The sequence below is a fragment of the Arthrobacter horti genome (genome assembly GCF_030731045.1).
GTDB classification, from domain to species: Bacteria; Actinomycetota; Actinomycetes; order Actinomycetales; family Micrococcaceae; genus Arthrobacter_E; species Arthrobacter_E nanjingensis.
In genome coordinates this window covers 1-19,267 of the sequence record NZ_JAVALS010000012.1, presented here as the reverse complement: position 1 = coordinate 19,267, position 19,267 = coordinate 1, and the positions used below count along the sequence as shown (strand labels likewise).

At 67.6% G+C, this 19,267-nt stretch carries 17 protein-coding genes; 10 read left to right on the top strand and 7 right to left on the bottom strand.

Annotation, left to right across the window (positions count from 1 at the left end):
- Positions 1-61: 61 nt before the first annotated feature.
- The 5 genes from Q9R02_RS13800 to Q9R02_RS13780 form a co-directional block, all read right to left on the bottom strand.
- Positions 62-1,990 (bottom strand): ArnT family glycosyltransferase, encoded by a 1,929-nt coding sequence (locus tag Q9R02_RS13800; RefSeq protein ID WP_305997284.1) that lies wholly within the window; start codon positions 1,988-1,990, stop codon positions 62-64.
- A gap of 195 nt (positions 1,991-2,185) precedes the next feature.
- A complete protein-coding gene (locus Q9R02_RS13795; RefSeq protein WP_305997283.1) occupies positions 2,186-3,292 on the bottom strand; it encodes a serine hydrolase domain-containing protein in 1,107 nt (368 codons plus the stop codon).
- Positions 3,289-3,933, bottom strand: a complete 645-nt coding sequence (locus tag Q9R02_RS13790) for an NAD(P)-dependent oxidoreductase (RefSeq protein WP_305997282.1) — start codon at positions 3,931-3,933, stop codon at positions 3,289-3,291. Before Q9R02_RS13790 ends, Q9R02_RS13795 begins: the two co-directional genes overlap by 4 nt.
- Positions 3,934-4,053: 120 nt before the next feature.
- Complete coding sequence (locus Q9R02_RS13785; protein WP_305997281.1) at positions 4,054-5,262, bottom strand: serine hydrolase domain-containing protein; 1,209 nt, start codon at positions 5,260-5,262, stop codon at positions 4,054-4,056.
- A gap of 24 nt (positions 5,263-5,286) precedes the next feature.
- Positions 5,287-7,026, bottom strand: coding sequence for a biotin carboxylase (locus Q9R02_RS13780; protein WP_305997280.1), 1,740 nt, complete (start codon positions 7,024-7,026; stop codon positions 5,287-5,289).
- A gap of 175 nt (positions 7,027-7,201) precedes the next feature.
- On the opposite strand from Q9R02_RS13780, the gene Q9R02_RS13775 reads away from it, so the two are divergent.
- On the top strand, positions 7,202-8,410 hold the full coding sequence (locus tag Q9R02_RS13775; protein WP_305997279.1) for an acyl-CoA dehydrogenase family protein: 1,209 nt from the start codon (positions 7,202-7,204) through the stop codon (positions 8,408-8,410).
- 11 nt (positions 8,411-8,421) lie between these two features.
- Here Q9R02_RS13775 and Q9R02_RS13770 read toward each other — a convergent pair whose 3' ends face one another.
- Positions 8,422-9,000 carry a M23 family metallopeptidase gene (locus tag Q9R02_RS13770; protein WP_305997278.1) on the bottom strand — a complete coding sequence of 193 codons (579 nt, stop codon included), beginning with the start codon at positions 8,998-9,000 and terminating at the stop codon, positions 8,422-8,424.
- 412 nt (positions 9,001-9,412) lie between these two features.
- Between Q9R02_RS13770 and rpsB the strand changes: the two genes are divergently transcribed.
- The 9 genes from rpsB to Q9R02_RS13725 all read left to right on the top strand — a co-directional run bounded on the left by rpsB (position 9,413) and on the right by Q9R02_RS13725 (position 18,275).
- Positions 9,413-10,237, top strand: a complete 825-nt coding sequence (gene rpsB, locus Q9R02_RS13765) for a 30S ribosomal protein S2 (RefSeq protein ID WP_305997277.1) — start codon at positions 9,413-9,415, stop codon at positions 10,235-10,237.
- 129 nt (positions 10,238-10,366) lie between these two features.
- Positions 10,367-11,203, top strand: coding sequence for a translation elongation factor Ts (gene tsf / locus Q9R02_RS13760; protein ID WP_305997276.1), 837 nt, complete (start codon positions 10,367-10,369; stop codon positions 11,201-11,203).
- A gap of 141 nt (positions 11,204-11,344) precedes the next feature.
- Entirely contained in the window at positions 11,345-12,085 is a 741-nt protein-coding gene (gene pyrH / locus Q9R02_RS13755) for a UMP kinase (RefSeq protein WP_305997275.1), read from the top strand.
- A 111-nt stretch (positions 12,086-12,196) separates the two neighbouring features.
- On the top strand, positions 12,197-12,754 hold the full coding sequence (frr, locus tag Q9R02_RS13750; RefSeq protein ID WP_305997274.1) for a ribosome recycling factor: 558 nt from the start codon (positions 12,197-12,199) through the stop codon (positions 12,752-12,754).
- The gene (locus Q9R02_RS13745; RefSeq protein ID WP_305997273.1) at positions 12,754-13,665 is read left to right on the top strand and encodes a phosphatidate cytidylyltransferase; all 912 of its coding nucleotides are present in this window, start codon (positions 12,754-12,756) and stop codon (positions 13,663-13,665) included. The genes frr and Q9R02_RS13745 overlap by 1 nt, the downstream gene beginning before the upstream one ends.
- Positions 13,666-13,712: 47 nt before the next feature.
- Complete coding sequence (locus Q9R02_RS13740) at positions 13,713-14,294, top strand: DivIVA domain-containing protein (RefSeq protein ID WP_305997272.1); 582 nt, start codon at positions 13,713-13,715, stop codon at positions 14,292-14,294.
- A 468-nt stretch (positions 14,295-14,762) separates the two neighbouring features.
- On the top strand, positions 14,763-15,944 hold the full coding sequence (pdhA, locus tag Q9R02_RS13735) for a pyruvate dehydrogenase (acetyl-transferring) E1 component subunit alpha (protein ID WP_425279279.1): 1,182 nt from the start codon (positions 14,763-14,765) through the stop codon (positions 15,942-15,944).
- A complete protein-coding gene (locus tag Q9R02_RS13730; RefSeq protein ID WP_305997271.1) occupies positions 15,944-16,963 on the top strand; it encodes an alpha-ketoacid dehydrogenase subunit beta in 1,020 nt (339 codons plus the stop codon). The genes pdhA and Q9R02_RS13730 overlap by 1 nt, the downstream gene beginning before the upstream one ends.
- Before the next feature lies 1 nt (position 16,964).
- Entirely contained in the window at positions 16,965-18,275 is a 1,311-nt protein-coding gene (locus Q9R02_RS13725) for a dihydrolipoamide acetyltransferase family protein (protein WP_305997270.1), read from the top strand.
- A gap of 215 nt (positions 18,276-18,490) precedes the next feature.
- Here the strand turns inward: Q9R02_RS13725 and Q9R02_RS13720 are convergent, their stop codons facing one another.
- Positions 18,491-18,892, bottom strand: coding sequence for a PKD domain-containing protein (locus Q9R02_RS13720; protein ID WP_425279283.1), 402 nt, complete (start codon positions 18,890-18,892; stop codon positions 18,491-18,493).
- Positions 18,893-19,267: the final 375 nt, after the last annotated feature.

Sequence of the window (19,267 nt, the reverse complement as noted above, 5' to 3'; positions counted from 1 at the left end):
TTCCGTCACGGGCGACGACGACGGCGGCCGCGAGCCGTCACTGCCGCCGCCCGTCTCCGGCTCAGCCCGCCGTCGTCGCCGCCGCGACGGTGCAGCCGTACAGCCCGCTGACGCCGGTGGCGGTCACGGCGGTGCAGTTCGACTGCACCCAGCTGCGGATCTCCGACGACGTCCCGGTGGACGCCGAACCGCCCGGGCCACCACCCATGCCCCCAGCTCCGCTCATCAGGACGTACTTCAGAGCCCCCGTGGACACGAGTGCCTTGAACTGCTCCAGGGATGGCACGGGATCATTGCCACTGAAGCCGCCGACCGGCAGCACGGACTGACCGCCGGATCCGGTGATGATGCCGGCGGCCTCCTGAGCCCCGAACGTGGCCACCAGATACTGGGCGTTGCCCTTGTGCGCGCTCAGGTAGGACAGCAGCGCGGTGGATGTCACCCCGGCACCGCCCTGTCCGCCGAAGCCGCCCCCGGTGAATCCTCCGGCCGCACCGCCACCCGGGCCGAAGCCCGCCCCTCCCTGAGGAGGGGTGCCTTGGAAGGATCCGCGGCCGGCGAAGGAACCCGTCCCCGGGCCTGCACCGAAACCGCGCTGCCCGCCTTGGCCGAAGCCACCCAGGCCCCCGCCCATGTAGTCGACCCCGCCGGCCACCGGATTGATGCTGTTCGGATGGGCCAGCGTGACCGCCGACCAGACCAGCGGCGTGAGGATCAGCCCGGCCAGGATCGCCAAGGACGTCCACACCTTCAGCACCGCACCCCGGTGCGTCTCCCAGAGCAGCAGCCCGGCCGCTCCGAGCGCCAGCAACGCCTGCACGCCCGACACCGCCAGCGAGTAGCCGCCGTACATCAGGGCGATCACCAGAGCAGTGACAGTGGCCAGCCCGAGCATCGAGTACAGCACCCAGCCCACGCCCCGCCGTCGTGCCACCCCCACGGCCAGCCCGATCGCCAGTGCCACCGGGACGCCCAGCGCGGCCGTGTAGAACTGGTGCATCCCGGCCACCACGGAGAACATGATCGCGAACGTTCCCAGCCAGACGGTCAGGAACACCGGCACCGCGGGCTTCTGCCGCAGCACAAAGAGCGCGACGACGGCCAGCGCCGCCGCGGGCAGCAGCCATCCGATCTGCCCGGCCAGTTGCTCGTTGAAGAGGCGGAGTACGGAGGGGGAACCGGAGAACGGGGGAGTGAAGGAGTTATACGAGGTGGAGTCCGCCGTGTTCTGACCGAAGCGTCCCAGCCCGTTGTAGCCGAACACCATCTCCCAGGGGTTGTTGTGGAGCGTGCTGCCCACATAGGGGCGATTGGACTCCGGGGTCAGGGCCACCGCGATGATCCAGCTCAATGACAGCCCCAGGCTGATCACCCCGGCCACCGCCGTGTGCCAGAGCTTCCGCAGCCACGGTTGCGCGGTGCACAGGTAAGCGGCGGCCAAGGCGGGCCAGACCGCCCACGCCTCCAGCATGTAGGTCTGGAACGACGCCGCCACGAACACCCCCGCCAGGATCAGCCAGCCGAAACTCGCCCGCGTCAGCGCCCGGACCGCCGCCCAGGCGGTCAGGGCCAGGCCCAGGACGAAGAACGTCTCCGGCTGGTTGGAGCGGGACACCGCCACCAGGATCGGCGTGGTCGCGAGCACGGCCCCCGCGGTCAGGCCCGCGAACGGCCCGGCCAGGCGCTTGGCCGTGAACGCCGCCAGGACCGTGGCCGCCACGGAGGCCAGGGCGTTCGGAAGGATGACGGACGCCGTGGAGAATCCCAGCACCTTGATGAACAGCGCAGGGATCCAGAAGGAGCCGGGGATCTTATCCAGTGTCACGGTGCCCGCTGGATCGAAGGCCCCGAAGAAGAAGTTGTGCCAGTTCTGGCTCATCGACAGGGCGATCGAAGCATAGTACTCGGAGCGGGAACCGGCCCACACGCCCCAGACGGAGAGCGCGGCCGAGAGCAGGATGAGCGCGCCGAGACCCAGCCGCCACGGCATCTGGCGTCTCGTTGCCGGCGGCGTGGCCGAACGGTCCGGTGCGTGGATTCCGGGGGGCGCGGTGAGGGCTGAGGCGGTCATGTATCCAGGACACGGGACCGCCCGTTGCCTGGACTGAGGCCGGCCTGTGAACCGGCTATGTGCGCAGGCGCCGCTCCCGGAGCGCTCGCCACCCCGCGCCGGGGCCGGCCGCGGTCAGAGAGCGCCGGCGAGTTCCATGAGCCTCAGGCGGAACGCGGCGAAGCGTTCGTCGTTCCCGCGGCGCGGGTGGACCCTGTTGCTCAGGAGCACCGCGGAACGGGACCCGGACGGGACGAAGCCGAATGCCGTGCCGGTGTAGCCGCCGTGACCTGCTGGGATGCGCCGGGATTCCGGGGCGAGTGCTCTCAGCCATGGCTCTCCCACCCGCAGGCCCACGGCCTGGTCGTAGCCGGCGGACCGCGGACCTGGCGCCGGGGTGGTCATGAGCCGCACAGCTTCGGGCGGCAGGATCCGCACGCCGCAGTGCGTGCCGTTCCGCCGCAGCATCTCCACGAACGTCAGCAGCTCCGATGCCGTGCTGAAGAGCCCCGCGTTGCCGCTCACCCCGCCCAGCGCCCAGGCCGACTCGTCGTGGACTTCGCCGTGAACCAGCCCGCGGCCCGGCTGCACCTCCGTGGCTGCGATGGTCTCCAGAGGGATCGAGGGCCGGTAGCCGGTGAGTTTCAGGCCCAGCGGCCCGAGCAGGCGCTGCTCCATCAGGACGTCCAGAGGGAGCCCGCTCAGCTCCTCGAGCCACAGGCCGAGCCAGGTGAATCCCACGCAGGAGTACGCGTGCCCGCGGCCGGGCGGCACCTGCAACGGCAAGGACCGGAACCGCTCCCAGGCGTCGGGCCCCGGCCGGTTGTCCTCCCATTCGGACGGCAGCCCGGACCGGTGGGTGAGCAGCTCCAGCACGGTGACCTGCGCGAATGGCGTGCGGTGGAACTCGGGAAGGAGAAGGGCTACGGGCCGCGCCAGAGAGGACAGTCCCGACCCCAGCAGGCCTTTGTCGCTCAGAACCGCCAGGGCGGTGGCGGTGACGAAGGCCTTGGTCACCGAGGCGAGGTCGAAGAGTGTGCCGAGCGAAGCAGACGGGCCCTGATGGGCTGTTCCGCCGTCGTCCAGGTAATCGATGGTGCGTCCTACGGCCTCGCGGGCCAGAAGCTCCCCATCGTCCGACACCAGGGCGGCCGCCGCGGAGAACAGCGGTGCACCGCCGTCGGACGGGTGCAGTGCCTCGCTCAGGAGTGCCGAAAGTTCCTCCTGTCCGGTGGTGGTCACGGGTGACTCCCGCCGCTGATCACGGGCAGCTGCCGCGCAAAGCTCCCCTCACGCAGCACCTGCACGACGGCGGCCGCGACCCTGGCGCGCGGCGTGAACAGCTCCGCCGGGCCATGGGGAGTCAGGCGGACGCCGCCGTGGTGGGGGCCGTTGACGAGCTTCAGAACCCTCAGGATGGTGAATCCGGCGGGACCCTCCTGCAGAAGCCGGACGTGTTCCTTGCCATCGGCGATGCGCTTCGGATCAACCAGCGCGATGGCCGCGTTGGCGGCCCGGTCCAGCAAGGGGATCCTGTCCCCGGGGAGCCGTACGCCCGTGCCTGTCAGAGACACCAGACGCGTGTCCGGCTGCCGCTCGGCGATGATGCCGAGGCAGTGGCGGATCGCGGTGGACTGGACGGTGGGGGAGGAACGGCGGTTGTGCCCGATCATGCTGACCACCGCCGAAGCCCCGTCCAGAAGCCGGGCGACATCCCCCTGGTCCAGGACGTCGCAGGGGATCTCATCCAGCAAGGGGTGTGGGGCGAACGTCCCCTTGGAGCGCACCCCCGCCCTGACCCGGTACCCGGCCTGGAGCAACGCCTGCACGCAGGCCCGGCCCGATCGTCCTTGGGCGGCCAGCACGGCGATGGTGTCCGTCATGCTCCCCAGCTTAACCGCCGAGCGAGCCGGTGGGGACGGAGGAGCTCGGGGAGGCTGTCAAGCGTTAACGCCGCATGCCGCCTCCCTGCGGGGAGGCGGCATGCGTGAGTGGCCGATGGGTCAGCGGGTGAGCGCCCAGGAGACCGCGTCGAAGGCGTTCACCGTCCAGAGGAGCTTCTCGCCGTCCTGGGGCGTGGGCCAGCTGGAGAGCTTGGCGGCCACGACGCCGGCGGAGCGGTTGACGTACACCATCTGGCCGTGGATGCCCAGGGCCAGCATCGGGTTGGAACCTTCGCGGGGGAACCAGAACCCGTTGCGGTACATGCCACCCGGCATGAGCGTCGGTTCAGGCGCGTTGGCGAAGGCCTCGCGGCTGTCCGGACCGCCGCCGAAGGTGTCGGCGACCCACCACGCGGGCAGCACCTGGGTGCCGTCCAACGCGAAACCGTCCCGCAGGAAGAGGTTGCCGAAGCGTGCCAGATCCCGCAGGCCGGCCGAGACGCCGCCGTCGAACATCCCCTCGCCGGCGCTGTCCACGCCCACGTGTGCGCCCAGCTCGGCACCCATGGGCTGCCACAGCCGCTCAGACATGAGGTCTGCGGCGTGACGGCCCGTGGCTCCTTCGAGAACGAAGGCGAGAGTGTCCGTCTCGCATGACTTGTAATCGAAGGCACCGCCGTGCTCGCGGTCCTTGCGCAGGCTGGCCAGGAAGTCCAGGAGTGTCCCGGGGGAATTCAGGTGCCGGCGCGGCGCCCACCCGATGGCCTCCTCCAGGACGCGTACTTCCGCGTCCGGGTCCAGGTATTTCTCCGAGAAGTGGATGCCCGTGCGCATGTCCATGAGGTGCCGGACGGTGGCGCCCTCGTAGCCGGAACCTGCCAGGGCAGGCACGTACCCGGTGACCAGTGCGTCGGGGTCCAGCTCGCCGGTGCCCTCGAGGACACCGGCGGTGGAGGTGGTGAGGGACTTGCTCACGGACATCAGGAGGTGGACCGAGGCCGGCGTCATGGTGTTGAAGTAGCCTTCACCCACCAAGCTGCCGTCCTTGGTCACCACCCAGCCGTCCGTGAAGGTGTCCTGCATGACCTGGGCGAACGGGGCGGAACGGTCCTCCCAAGGGTGCGCCACCTGGACTCCGGAGAGATCCACGGGGGCGGGAGGCAGTTCCGTGACACGCAGCCCGCGCGGGATCGAGCGCACAGGCAGGAACGTGGCGATGTTCTGCATCGACCAGTTCAGGTGCGGAGCCTCCTGCCACTGATCCAGGGGAGGGGCGGACGGAGTGCCCGTCGGACCGCTGCTCATGTCGTAGGCCTCGTCTGCAAACATTTCACCAAGTATGGCACGTGACTATCAGTTCCCCTTGGCCGGCGCCGCCCACTTGACCGGCTCGGACTCCGGCAACGGGGTGGCACGGTACATGCTGCGGATGGACTCGATCAGGTGCCGGGCATGGATGGTCAGGCCGCCGTGGGCTCCCTGCAGACGGCCCTTGGTGACCAGGATGCCGAGGTCGGCACCCTTCCAGCGGTAGTCTCCAGGCCCGTAGATGCGCAGATAGAACGCCTCCGACTCATTGTTGACCAGGTGCCAGTCCAGCTCACGGTGGGCGAAGACGAAGCGGCCCTGACCGTCCAGCACATACAGACCTGTGGTGGGTGCGGCGTCGATGTGCTCCACCGACTTGTCCGTGTGCTTGATGATCATGTGGCTCCACTCGTCCTCCGAGGCGAGTTCCTCCCAGCGGGCGTTGATCTCGTCCACGTCCAGGTCGAACTCCACCCCCGAGTACTCCAGGAGGTGGAAGACGAACAGCGGCACGTCAGCGTAGGCGCCGGCGGTCACGTTCGTGATGGCGGAGGCGCCGCTGATGCGCGGGTTCAGTTCGCCCAGGTAGACCTCGTCCGTGTCGGTGTCCAGCAGGACATCCACCTCGAAGAAGCCGCGGTAGCCCTCCTCGGCCAGGCGATCGCCAAGCTTCCGGACCAGCCCGGTGGTGGCGTGGCGTGCCTTCTCCACGAGCACGTCCGGGTACATCTCATTGCCGGCCCAGCCGCCACGGTACGGGGTGAGGGCCTTGTGCCCGGTGATCTCGGTCATGCACGGTCCCACGATGGTGCCGTGGTGCGTGATCACGGCCTCCACGGCGATCGGCCGGTTGTTGATCCGCTTCATGATCTTCACCTCTTCGCCCCGGAGGTGTTCCGCCACCGCGTTGAACTCCTCTTCGGAGGTGACGAAATAGGTGGTCTTGCCCGAGTCGCCGTAGGCGGTCTGGATGACCAGGTCGGTGCCGAGCTTGGCCGCCTTGGTGGCCTTGACGACGTCGGCCCAGCTGTCCACCGTGGTCATCACATTGGGCACGCTCTCCACGCCGGCCGAGGCGGCGATGCGGGTGGTCTCCATCTTGGAGTCGAGGCGTTCGCGCAGCGCGGCCGGCGGCAGGATCAGCTCGTAGCCGAGTTCCTGGCAGATATGTTCGGTCTGCTCATCGAAGAAGACCATGACGATCTTCGGGTGGACCCCGGCCGGGGTGCGCTGCTCGATGTGGGCCCGGACCTCATGGTTGGTCAGGAGCCAGTTGTTGATCTCCTCGCCGCTCTGGAATTCGATGTACGGCTTGTCGGCCGGGGTGAAGACCCGCGGGTGGGTGCCCTCCCAGCTGTCGTAGTACGTGATGTAGGAGAAACCGCGGACCCAGCGGTCCAGGCCCAGGAGATTGAATGCCGAGGCGCCCACGAAGAAGACGGGGGAGTCATCCGTGCGGAAATAATGCCGGATCTCCGACATGTTCTTCAGCCGGCGTGCCCCGGGGGCGCCCGTCGGCGTGGCGGCTGTCCGGTTCCGCGGCGCCGGCTTGCTCGTCCTGGCGCGACGCGGCGCGGGAATGCGCTTGGCGAGGGACGATTTGGCGGCGCTCGCACGGGTGGTCCCGGTCTTGGTCGCGGCACTGGTGGTCTTGGCCGGCGTCGCGGCCTCTTTGGCCTCGGCCGGGACCGTCTTGACGGCGGCCTTTCTCACCCGCGACGCCGTCGCGGCCGGCGTGCTTTCCTGCTGGTCTTCTGCACCACTGGACGCTGCTTTCCGCACCATTGCGAATTCCTTCCCTCCGAGATTCGTAGCGCCATCTTGGCACGCGACCAGCACCGCACCAAGTACGTTTTGAAGACCGTTCGTTTGTGTCGTCCGAACGACCGGTTTTCGTGTCCGGGATGTCGGAAAGTCTTTACCTGACGTGACCTCCTGCGGTAAGTTACTCATGAGTAACATGAACACTGGAGGAATCATGGGCCAGACCGTGCCGGACATCAATTCACTGCCGTATGCCGACGGGGATTTCTTTGCTTTCGAGCAGCTCCTCACTGACAAGGAGCGCGACCGCCTCGCCGAGATCCGCCAGTGGCTGGACCGCGAGGTCCGCCCGATCGCCGTGGATTACTGGAACCGCGCCGAATTCCCCCTTGAAATCATTCCGAAGCTGGCCGAACTGGACGTGGTGAGCCCGGTCAGGCGTCAGGGCTACTCCAATCTCTTCGCCGGTATCGTCCATGCGGAATTCACCCGGGCGGATACTTCCATCGCCACCTTCATGGGTGTGCATGACGGCCTCTTCACCGGTTCCATCGAGGCCCTGGCCTCTGAGGAACAGAAGCAGGAATGGCTGCCGGACATCTATTCGCTGAAGAAGATCGGCGCCTTCGGTCTGACGGAACCTCTCGGCGGCTCCGATGTGGCGGGAGGCACCCGCACCACGGCCCGGAAGGACGGCGACCGCTGGATCCTCAACGGGGCCAAGCGCTGGATCGGCAACGCCACCTTCTCCGACTACGTGATCATCTATGCCCGCGACGTAGCGGACAACCAGGTCAAGGCGTTCCTGGTGGACACCGCCACGGAGGGCTACAAGGCCACCAAGATCGAGAACAAGATCTCCCTGCGCTCCGTTCAGAATGCGGACATCGTCCTGGAGAATGTGGTGGTCCCGGACACCCACAAGCTCGCCGGCGGCAACAGTTTCCGGGACACCAACAAGGTTCTCAAGGTCACCCGCCTGGCGGTCGCCTGGCAGGCCGTCGGGCAGCAACTGGCCGCCTTCGACGTCGCGCGCCGCTACGCCGTCGAGCGTCACCAATTCGGCCGTCCGCTGGCGTCCTTCCAGCTGGTGCAGGAACAGCTGGTGAAAATCCTGGGCAATACCGTCAGCTCCATGGGCATGATGGTGCGCCTGTCCCAGCTGGAGGATGCCGGCGTGGCCAAGGATGAGCAGTCTGCTCTGGCCAAGGCCTTCACCACGGCCCGCATGCGGGAGTCTGTCGCGATCGGCCGTGCGCTCCTGGGCGGAAACGGCATCGTCACCGACTATGAGATGGCCAAGGTGTTCGCCGACGCGGAGGCCATCTACTCCTACGAGGGGACCTACGAGATCAACACGCTCGTCACGGGCCGCGCCATCACGGGGATCTCCGCGATCGTCTGAGGCGTGGCGTCTCATGCCGGCCTGTTGAGGGGCAGCGGGATCGACGGGCGGAGGTCGGTCAGAAACCGCAGTGGATCGGTGTACTCGCCGTCGCGGCGCACGCCCCAGTGAACGCAACTGCGAGGGGCGCAGTGACCGTCCAGCAACGTGCCTATGGGCTGCCCCCGGCGGACGCGGGCCCCGACGGCGAGATCGCTCTCCACCGGTTCGAAACTGCTCTTGATCCCGCCGCCGTGGTCGATCGTGATGACCGGGCGGTCGACCACCACTCCGCGGAAGCTCACCACCCCGTCGGCTGGCGCGAGCACCTCGGAACCCTGGGTGCCGGCGTCGAGGTCCACCCCGCGGTGGCCTGCGAGCCAGGGCTTGTCCGGGGGATCGAAGGGCCTGACGACGCCGGAACGCAGAGGGCGTGGGCGGTGGGGCAGCGGCCATGACCAGGAATCCGCCGACACTGCGGCCGTGGCCGGCGGCCTCTGGGGTGATGCCGCCGGCGCCGCCGGCAATGCGGAGGCCGTCAGGACCGGAAGGAGTCCGGCCAGAATCGTGAGGCTGAGGCGTCGGTGCGCAGTCCGTGTGAGGGAGGTCATGGCCTCAGGATGGGGGCATCCCGGTGCTGGCGGGGGCGCTGAAAACGGCCATGTGGAGAGCGGTGCTGCAGGTGCCTGTGGAGCGGCGGAGGGTCGGCCGGATGAGAGGGGCTGTAGTACACTGGGGACTGCAGTCTTGCGTGCCCGCCGCTCCGGTGGTGGCATGCTGACTGACTTCGCGTGCCCATCCCCGCAAGTCTGGATCCTCCCGGCTCCTTCCGTGCGGGCTGTGACCACTCGCGGTCCGCGCCCCGGTTCATCGCCGAGGTGTGGGGAGTGGCTGCTGGGGCACCAGGAGCCCAGGCCGTTCGGCCCGGACTGATAAACCGTCAAACGTACTATGGCAGGGCAAGAGCGGCCTATTGATGGCCCTCTCACGAAATCTCCGTGACCTGCCGGAAGGAGCGATGGCATGCCCGTCGTAACCATGCGCCAGCTGCTCGACAGCGGTGTCCACTTCGGTCACCAGACCCGCCGTTGGAACCCGAAGATGAAGCGCTTCATCCTCACCGAGCGCAACGGCATCTACATCATCGACCTGCAGCAGGCGCTGTCCTACATCGACCGCGCCTACGAGTTCGTCAAGGCCACTGTCGCCCACGGCGGCACCGTGCTCTTCGTCGGCACCAAGAAGCAGGCTCAGGAAGCCATCGCCGAGCAGGCCACCCGCGTGGGCCAGCCCTACGTGAACCAGCGCTGGCTGGGCGGCATGCTGACCAACTTCCAGACCGTCGCCAAGCGCATCCAGCGCATGAAGGAGCTCGAGGAGCTCAACTTCGACGACGTCGCCTCCTCCGGTTACACCAAGAAGGAGCTCCTGCTCCTCAAGCGCGAGCTCACCAAGCTCGAGGCCAACCTCGGTGGTATCCGCAACCTCACCAAGACCCCGTCCCTGCTCTGGGTCGTCGACACCAAGAAGGAGCACCTGGCGGTCGACGAGGCCAAGAAGCTGGGTATCCCGGTCGTCGCCATCCTCGACACCAACTGCGATCCGGATGAGGTCGACTTCCCGATCCCGGGCAACGACGACGCCATCCGCTCCGTCAACCTGCTGACCCGCGTGGTCGCCGACGCCGTTGCCGAGGGCCTCATCGCCCGCAACAACCGCGCCAACGGCACGGCCGAGACCGCTGAAGAGCCCCTGGCCGCCTGGGAGCGCGAGCTCCTGGAAGGCGAGCAGGCTGCTGCTGTCGAGGCTCCCGCTGCTGAGGCAGCCGAGGCTCCGGCCGCCGAGTAAGTCTGACTGCAACCGTCTCCGGCCTTGGCCGGGTACGGTCCGGTGACAGGATGGCCGCCAGGCGCGGCCATCCTGTCACGCATGTCACACCCAATTCTTTAGAAGCAACGAACACACAGAGGGGTTCACATGGCGAACTACACCGCTGCTGACATCAAGGCCCTGCGCGAGCGCACCGGCGCCGGCATGATGGACGTCAAGAAGGCTCTCGACGAGGCCAACGGCGACGCCGAGAAGGCCATCGAGATCATCCGCATCAAGGGCCTCAAGGGCGCCACCAAGCGTGAGGGCCGCTCCACCGCCGAGGGCCTCGTCGCCGCCAAGGTCGAGGGCAACGTCGGCTTCATGGTCGAGGTCAACTGCGAGACCGACTTCGTCGCCAAGAGCGACAAGTTCATCTCCATCGCCGACAAGGTGCTCGCCACCGCCGTCGCCGCCAACACCGGTGACCTCGAGACCCTGCTCGCCACCGAGGTCGATGGCAAGCCGCTGTCCGAGATCGTCATCGAGGAAGGCGCCGTGCTCGGCGAGAAGGTCGCCGTCCGCCGCGTGGCCCGCGTTGAGGGTGCCACCGTCGACGCCTACCTGCACAAGACCTCCAAGGACCTCCCGGCTCAGGTCGGCGTCCTCTTCGCCGTCTCCGGCGAGGGCGAGGCCGCTGCCACCGCCGCACACGATGTCGCCGTGCACGTGGCCGCCATGGCCCCGAACTACCTCACCCGTGAGGACGTTCCGGCCGATCTGGTCGAGAACGAGCGCCGCATCGCCGAGGAGACCGCCAAGGCTGAGGGCAAGCCGGAGGCCGCGCTGCCGAAGATCGTCGAAGGCCGCGTGACCGGCTTCTTCAAGGGCGAGGTCCTCCTGGACCAGGCGTTCGCCAAGGACGCCAAGAAGTCCGTCGGTGCCGTCCTCGAAGAGGCCGGCGTCCAGGCTGTGGCCGTCGCCCGCTTCCGCGTCGGCGCCTAGTCAGGCACACAAAAGGGGTGGCTACTTCGGTAGCCGCCCCTTTTGCATGCGCACCGTGGCCCAGAGCCGGGGCGGCTACGTCCCCCTGAGCCGTGCGGTGACGCCCCTATAGTGAACTCAGAACCGAGCCAGGGAGGCACCATGGAAAACACCACCATCGCCAACGATCCGTCGCCGCGCCGCCGCAGGGTACTGCTGAAGCTCTCCGGTGAGGTGTTCGGTGGCGGCAAGCTGGGCGTGGACCCGGACACGGTCCGCGGCATCGCACTGCAGATCGCGGAAGCGGTCAAGAACGACGTCGAGGTGGCCGTGGTGGTGGGCGGCGGCAACTTCTTCCGTGGCGCCGAGCTCTCGCAGAGCGGCATGGACCGTTCCCGCGCCGACTACATGGGCATGCTCGGCACCGTGATGAACAGCCTCGCCCTGCAGGACTTCCTGGAGCAGGCCGGTGTGGACACCCGTGTACAGTCCGCCATCGAGATGGCTCAGGTCGCAGAGGTGTACATCCCGCGCCGCGCCATCCGCCACATGGAGAAGAACCGCGTGGTCATCTTCGGCGCGGGCGCCGGTCTGCCCTACTTCTCCACCGACACCGTCGCGGCACAGCGTGCTCTGGAGATCCACGCCGACGAGGTGCTCATGGCCAAGAGCGGTGTGGACGGCGTGTACACGGCCGATCCCAAGAAGGACCCGAACGCGGAGAAGCTCGAGACCCTCAGCTACGACGATGCTCTGCGCCGCGACATCCGCGTGATGGACCAGACCGCCATGACCATGTGCAAGGACAACAAGCTCCCGATGCTGGTGTTCGGCATGGAGGGCGACGGCAATGTCACCCGCGCCATCAAGGGCGAGCGGCTCGGAACCCGGGTCACCGCTTAGGCAATCCACACCGGCTGCCGCGCGGGGCGACGACCCGGACGCTGCGGCTAGGATTACTTGTAATCATGCCTGGAAGCAGGCACGTACACCGATGAGTTCACAGGAGAAACCGTGATCGAAGAGACCCTGCTCGAAGCGGGCGAGAAGATGGACAAGGCCATTGAGGTGGCCAAGGAGGATTTCGCCACCATCCGCACGGGTCGCGCCAACCCGGGCCTCTACAGCAAGGTGATCGTGGAGTACTACGGCACGCCCACCCCGCTGCAGCAGCTGGCGTCCTTCGCCGTGCCGGAGGCCCGCACCATCCTGATCACGCCGTACGACAAGACCGCTCTGCGTGACATCGAGAAGGCCCTGAGTGACTCCGAGGTCGGAGCCAACCCGTCCAACGACGGCAATGTCATCCGTGTGGTCCTGCCCGAGCTGACTCAGGAGCGCCGCAAGGAGTACGTCAAGGTGGTCAAGTCCAAGGCCGAGGACGCCAAGGTCTCCGTCCGGTCCATCCGCCGCAAGGCCAAGGACACCCTGGACAAGCTCGTCAAGGACGGCGAGGCCGGTGAGGATGAGGGTGCTCGCGGCGAGAAGGAGCTCGACGCTCTGACCAAGCAGCACGTCGACGCGATCGATGAGCTGCTCAAGCGCAAGGAAGCCGAGCTCCTCGAAGTCTGATGACTGAGCCTGCCGGGTCGCGGCGTCGTCTGCGGCCACCGCGCCCGAATCCCACTCCGAAGGCCGGCCGGGATCTCCCGGCCGCCATCGGGGTGGGACTTGCGTTGCTCGCCGCCGTGCTGGGCACGCTTTTCTTCCTGCCTCTCGGCTTCGTCGCGGTGGTGGCGGGTTTCGCCTGCTTCGGTGTGTGGGAGATTTCCCGGGCCCTGGAGAGCTACGGCATCCGGGTGGCATTCACGCCCTTGATCCTGGCCTCGGCCGCTTTGCCGTTCGTCTCCTACCTCGGTGGCCTGGAGGCCTTGCTGTACGGAGCAGTGATCGGGGCGTTCGCGATCCTCGTCTGGCGCAGCGCCGAGCATGCGGACGGCGCCGCCCCCAGCATCTACGCCAGCACGTTCATCCTGGCCTGGGTGCCGTTCCTGATCAGTTTCGCCGTGCTGTCCATTCACACCGGGGTGGGCCAGGCGACCCTGGGCCTGTGGCCGGGCGGGGAGATCCCCCAGGGAGTCTTCCAGCTCATGACCATGCTTCTGCTGGTCGTGGCCAACGACACCTTCGGTTACCTGGTGGGCGCCTCTCTGGGCAAACACCCTATGGCGCCGAAGATCAGCCCGAAGAAGTCCTGGGAGGGCTTCGCGGGTTCCGTGGGCGGCGCGGTTCTCATCGGTGTGCTCGCCTGCGTGCTGTTCCTGGACAAGCCGTGGTGGTTCGGAGTGGTCCTGGCCGTCGGCATGGTCGGTGCCGCGACGGCGGGCGACCTGGCCGAGTCCATGGTCAAGCGCGAACTCGGCGTCAAGGACATGAGCAGCATCCTTCCCGGTCACGGCGGGGTGATGGACCGCCTGGACTCGATTCTGTTCGGTTCGCCCGTGGCGTTTATCCTGTTCCATGTCTTTGAGAGCGCGCACTGACACGGCCAACCGCCTGCACAGACCGCCTTGTCCCTAGGGAGAAATCCATGTCAGAAGAGAGCAGCCGCAAGATTCCGGCGACGTTCCGCCGGGTGGACCGCTCAGCCTACGGTTACAGCGTGGCCCAGGTCGATGACTTCATGGAACGCGCGCGCGCCATCTTCGAAGACCCGGAGAACGCCCCCGAGCTGAGCAGCACGGATGTCCGCAAGGTGGCCTTCGACGGTGCGCGAGGCGGCTACGACGCCACCCAGGTGGATCACTCCCTGGACATCCTCGAGGACGCCCTGGCGCACAAGGAACGTGACGGGCTCATCTCGGAGAAGGGGGAGGAGGCCTGGCTGAGCGAAGTGGGACGTCTCTCGGCCCTCCTCCGTCAGCGCCTCTACCGGCCGTCAGGGGAAAAGTTCCGCCACCCGTCCAAGGCCAAGACCCAGGGCTACTCGGTCACTGACGTCGAGGCGCTCTGCCAGGAGATCGTCGAGTACCTTGAGAACGACCACGCCCTGAGCGTGGACGACGTGCGCCGCTCCGCCTTCGGGCCGGCCAAGGGCACCGACGCCTACGAGGAGGCTCAGGTGGACGCCTTCCTGGACCGCGTCGTCGAACTCATGGCCGCCATCGACTGATCCCCACGCGCTCCCGGACCTCGCAAGCTCGGTCCGGGTCCCTCGCGCGCGGGGCCCCACCCACGGGCTCCCACCGCACGCTCGGTCCGGGTCCCTCGCGCGCGGGGCCCCACCCACGGGCTCCCACCGCACGCTCGGTCCGGGTCCCTCGCGCGCGGGGCCCCACCCACGCGCTCCCACCGCACGCTGAATGAACGACGGCGCGTGCCACCTTGAGACCCAGGGCGGCACGCGCCGTCGTCGTCCTCCGCACGGGGTGCCGGAGACTGGGCGCGATGCGCAAAGCGAGCGCCCGGACGGGGAGGCGAGCAAGCATGATGCTCAAGCTGCACCGTGATGCTTGCCCACTCCCCGCCATGTGAGTAGGGTCACAAATAACGGTGCTCATCAGCGCCGATGACTGCGGCGTGGGCCTGCCAGGGGCGATCCTCCCGGGGCCCGGGCCACGACCGAAGGGACGGAATCGCCGTGCTGGGAGAAGACTCCACACCCCACCCACAGGAACGTTCGCGACGGGAGCAGAGTGAGGACCCGGAGTTCCTGCAACTGCTCGACCCGTCCGGACAGCGAGTGGCCCGCCCCGAGCTGGACCGCTGGCTGGCGGACGTGGACGGTGAGGGCGGCGCTCGGGTCCTGGCCGGTCTCTACGAGGACATGGTGGTCATCCGGCGCATCGACATGGAAGCCACAGCGCTGCAGCGTCAGGGGGAGCTGGCGCTGTGGCCGCCGCTGCTCGGCCAGGAGGCCGCTCAGATCGGTTCCGGCCGCGCGTTGCGTCAGGACGACTTCGTCTTCTCCAGCTACCGGGAGAACGGCGTGGCCTACTGCCGCGGCGTCAACCTGAACGAGATCCTGCGGGTGTGGCGCGGCAATGCCTCCTCGGGCTGGGACCCATTCGAGATCAACATGGCCACTCCGCAGATCATCATCGGTGCCCAGACGCTCCACAGTGTCGGGTACGCCATGGGGATCCAGTTCGATGGTGCGGACTCTGTGGCCCTGGCGTACTTCGGCGACGGTGCCACTAGCGAGGGCGACGTCAGCGAGTCCATGGTCTTCGCGGCCAGCTACCAGGCACCGGTGCTCTTCTTCTGCCAGAACAACCACTGGGCCATCTCTGAACCGGTCACCTTGCAGACCCACATCACGCTCGCCGAACGGGCCGGCGGCTTCGGCATCCCGCATGTGCGGGTGGACGGCAACGACGTCCTGGCGGTGCTCGCCGCCACCCGTGAAGCACTGGACCGGGCCCGTCAGGGGGGTGGCCCGAGCTTCATCGAGGCCGTCACCTACCGGATGGGACCGCACACCACCGCGGATGACCCCACTCGTTACCGGGACGCCAACGAGCTCGAGGACTGGGCGGCCAAGGACCCTATCCTGCGGCTGGAGAAGCACCTCGAATCCCGCGGGCTGCTCACTCAGGAACTGCGTGAGCGGGTGGCCGCGAAGTCGGACGAGGTGGCCGGCGTCGTGCGCAACGGCGTCATCACGATGCCCGAGCCGGAGGCGATGGACGTGTTCAAGCACGTCTACGCCACCCCGAACTCGTGGCTCTCCCGTCAGGAGGACCACTACCGGCGGTACCTGGCTCAATTCGAGCACCACGGCGCATCCGCTGCGGGGCATGTCAGCGGAGGGCAGCACTGATGGCGACCATGACGTTCGCCCGGGCCATCAACGCCGGGCTGAGGAAGGCGATGGAGAACGACCCCAAGGTGGTTCTCATGGGTGAGGACATCGGCACCCTGGGCGGCGTCTTCCGCATCACCGATGGCCTGCAGAAGGACTTCGGCCAGCACCGCGTCCTGGACACCCCGTTGGCCGAGGCGGGGATCATCGGCACGGCCATCGGTCTGTCCTACCGCGGCTACCGGCCCGTGTGTGAGATCCAGTTCGACGGTTTCATCTACCCGGCCTTCGACCAGATCGTCTCCCAGGTGGCCAAGCTCCACTACCGGACCCAGGGGCTGGTGAAGGTACCGCTGACCATCCGCGTGCCGTTCGGCGGCGGCATCGGCTCGCCGGAGCACCACTCCGAGTCCCCGGAAGCGTACTTCACGCACACCTCGGGCCTCCGCGTGATCTCCGTGTCCAATCCACAGGACGCGTACACGATGATCCAGCAGGCCATCGCCTGTGACGATCCGGTCCTGTACTTCGAGCCGAAGCGCCGGTACCACGACAAGGGTGAGGTGGATGAGGGACTGGACCTGTCCGCTGCGCCGTCCATGGAATCCGCCCGCGTCCTGACGCAGGGGAGCGACGTCACCCTGGTGGCGTACGGGCCGCTGGTGAAGACTGCTCTGGACGTGGCTGTCGCCGCCGGGGACGAGGGGATTTCCGTCGAGGTCATCGACCTGCGGTCCCTCTCGCCCGTGGATTACCCGGTGGTTGAGGCGTCCGTCCGGAAGACGGGCCGCCTGGTCATCGCTCACGAGGCCGGCCAGAACGGCGGCTTGGGCGCCGAGATCGCGGCGAGCCTGACGGAACGCTGCTTCAACTACTTGGAGCATGCTCCGGTGCGCGTCACCGGCTTCGACATCCCGTACCCCTACTCGAAGCTCGAGATGCACCACCTGCCCGATCTGGACCGCATCCTGGACGGCGTGGACCGCGCCATGGACCGGCCCAATTCCCTCTCGAGCCTCGACGGAGCCGACGACTGACATGATCAAGGTTTTCAAGCTGCCCGATCTGGGCGAAGGTCTCACGGAGTCCGAGGTGGTCGCCTGGAAGGTGAGCCCGGGCCAGTCCGTGGAGCTCAACCAGATCATCGCCGAGGTGGAGACGGCCAAGGCCGTGGTGGAACTGCCGTCGCCGTTCACCGGAACCATCTCGGCCCTGCACGCCGAGCCGGGAACCGTGGTGGGGGTTGGCGAGCCGCTGGTCTCGTTCGACATCGAAGGTGCGGACGACGACGCGGTGCTCGCTTCCGGTCACGCCCCCGCCAAGCGGGAGGCGAACCTGGTGGGTTACGGCGCCATCGTGGAGAAGGACGGACGGCCCGCGCGGCGTGCACGGGGCCCCGTCCCGGCCAGCGAGGCCGCGCCGGTGGTGACTGCCGTGGTCGAGGACGCCCTCGCCGTCGTGCCGGACGCCGTCCAGGAGCGCCCGCGCTCCACGCCGCCCGTGCGCAAGCTCGCCAAGGACCTCGGGGTGGACCTGACCCAAGTGACCGGCACAGGGCAGCGGGGCCTGATCACCCGGGAGGACGTGAACGCGTCCGCTTCCGGTACCGCGGCGGAGAGCGTCCCCGTGCCGTCCGCCGTCGACGGCGTTCGGGAGAGCCGGACACCGATCAAGGGCGTCCGCAAGCACACGGCCGCGGCCATGGTGGCCAGCGCCTTCACTGCTCCGCAGGTCTCGGAGTTCCTGACGGTCGACGTCACGGAGAGCATGGAGCTGCTGGCCCGGCTGAAGGCGAACCGTGCGTTCGCTGGGCTCAAGCTGACGCCGCTGACCCTGGTGGCCAAGGCGGTGCTGATCGCGCTGGGCAACAATCCGACGCTCAATACTCGCTGGGACGAGGCGGCGCAGGAGATCGTTCAGTTCCACTACGTGAACCTGGGCATTGCTGCGGCTACGCCCCGGGGCCTGACAGTCCCGAACATCAAGGATGCCCAGGGCCTGAGCCTGAAGGAACTGGCCGTGGCGCTCGCGGAGCTGGCTGAGAACGCGCGTGCTGCGAAGACCACACCGGCCGAACTGAACGGCGGGACCTTCACGATCACCAACATCGGAGTGTTCGGCATCGATGCCGGGACGCCCATGCTGTACCCGGGGGAGGCCGGGATCCTGGCGGTCGGCGCGGTGCGGCGTCAGCCGTGGGAGCACCGTGGCGAGATCGCGTTGCGTCAGGTGATGACGCTCAGTGTGTCCTTCGATCACCGGCTCGTGGATGGAGAGCAAGGCTCGCGCTTCCTGGCGGACGTCGGATCGATCCTGTCCGACCCGGGCATGGTCCTGACGATGATCTGAGGCCTCGGTTCGGGGGCTGGATGGGGTCCGACGACGGCGAGTCTCCCTGGGTGGGAGACCCGCCGTTCGGCGTTTTCTGGGGGAGTTGGGGGTGGGGTTCCTGACCTCGCTGTGGTGTGCGGCTGGATTCGCTTTTCGCGGGCGGATTCGGCCGCGAAAAGTGAATCCGGCCGCAGGAGTTCCGAGCAGCTCAGGCTTCGTGGGACGGCGCTGGTTCAGCAGCCGGGGCCGGTGGGGTTCTGGTTGCAGTCCTGGGCGTACCAGTTGACTTTGGAGCGCCAGACGGAGAGGCGGATGTCGGGGCTGGGGACGTTGGCTTCGCCGGGGATGGGTATGGCGGGTCCGCCGTTGATGCTGAAGGTGCCGTGGTAGCGGGTGGTGACGGTGGCGGTGTAGTCGCCGGTTGTGGTGTAGGAGTGTGAGGTGCGGGTTTCGGTGCCCCATTGGTCTTTGGGGAGGGAGGAGCCTTCGAGGCTGGTGGGTCCGAGGGTGGTGCCGTCTCCGTAGTCGTAGGTGTAGGAGACGGGGTAGACGGTCATGTCGATGCGCTGGCCGAGGAGCGTGAAGGTGATCTTCTGGGTGTCGGCGTGGGCGGTGAAGTTGGTTTGGTAGCCGATGAGGGTGTGTGGCTGGGGCTGAGCGAGGAACGTGGCTGCGGCGAGCTTCCGTGACTGGAAGTCCTTGGCGACCAGTCCGGGGATGTTCAGAAGCGCCTGGGCTTCCTGGGGGTTGTAGACGCAGGTCGGGGCGCCGTCATTGGCCCATTGGGACCATTCAGGATTGTTCAGACCGATCGGTGCGTACTTGTACTGGGCAAGGAATCCGGCATCCTTGTGTCCGTCGCCTGGAGGGCACTTCTGGTTGTTCCGCTGAGGGTGTCAGATGGTTTGTGTGAGGGGCGGTGCTCCTGATTGATCGGAGACACTGATGACCATGATCGATAAGCAGGCGCGTGAGGCGCGTCGCCGTGAGCAGCGTGCGGGTGTGGAGGC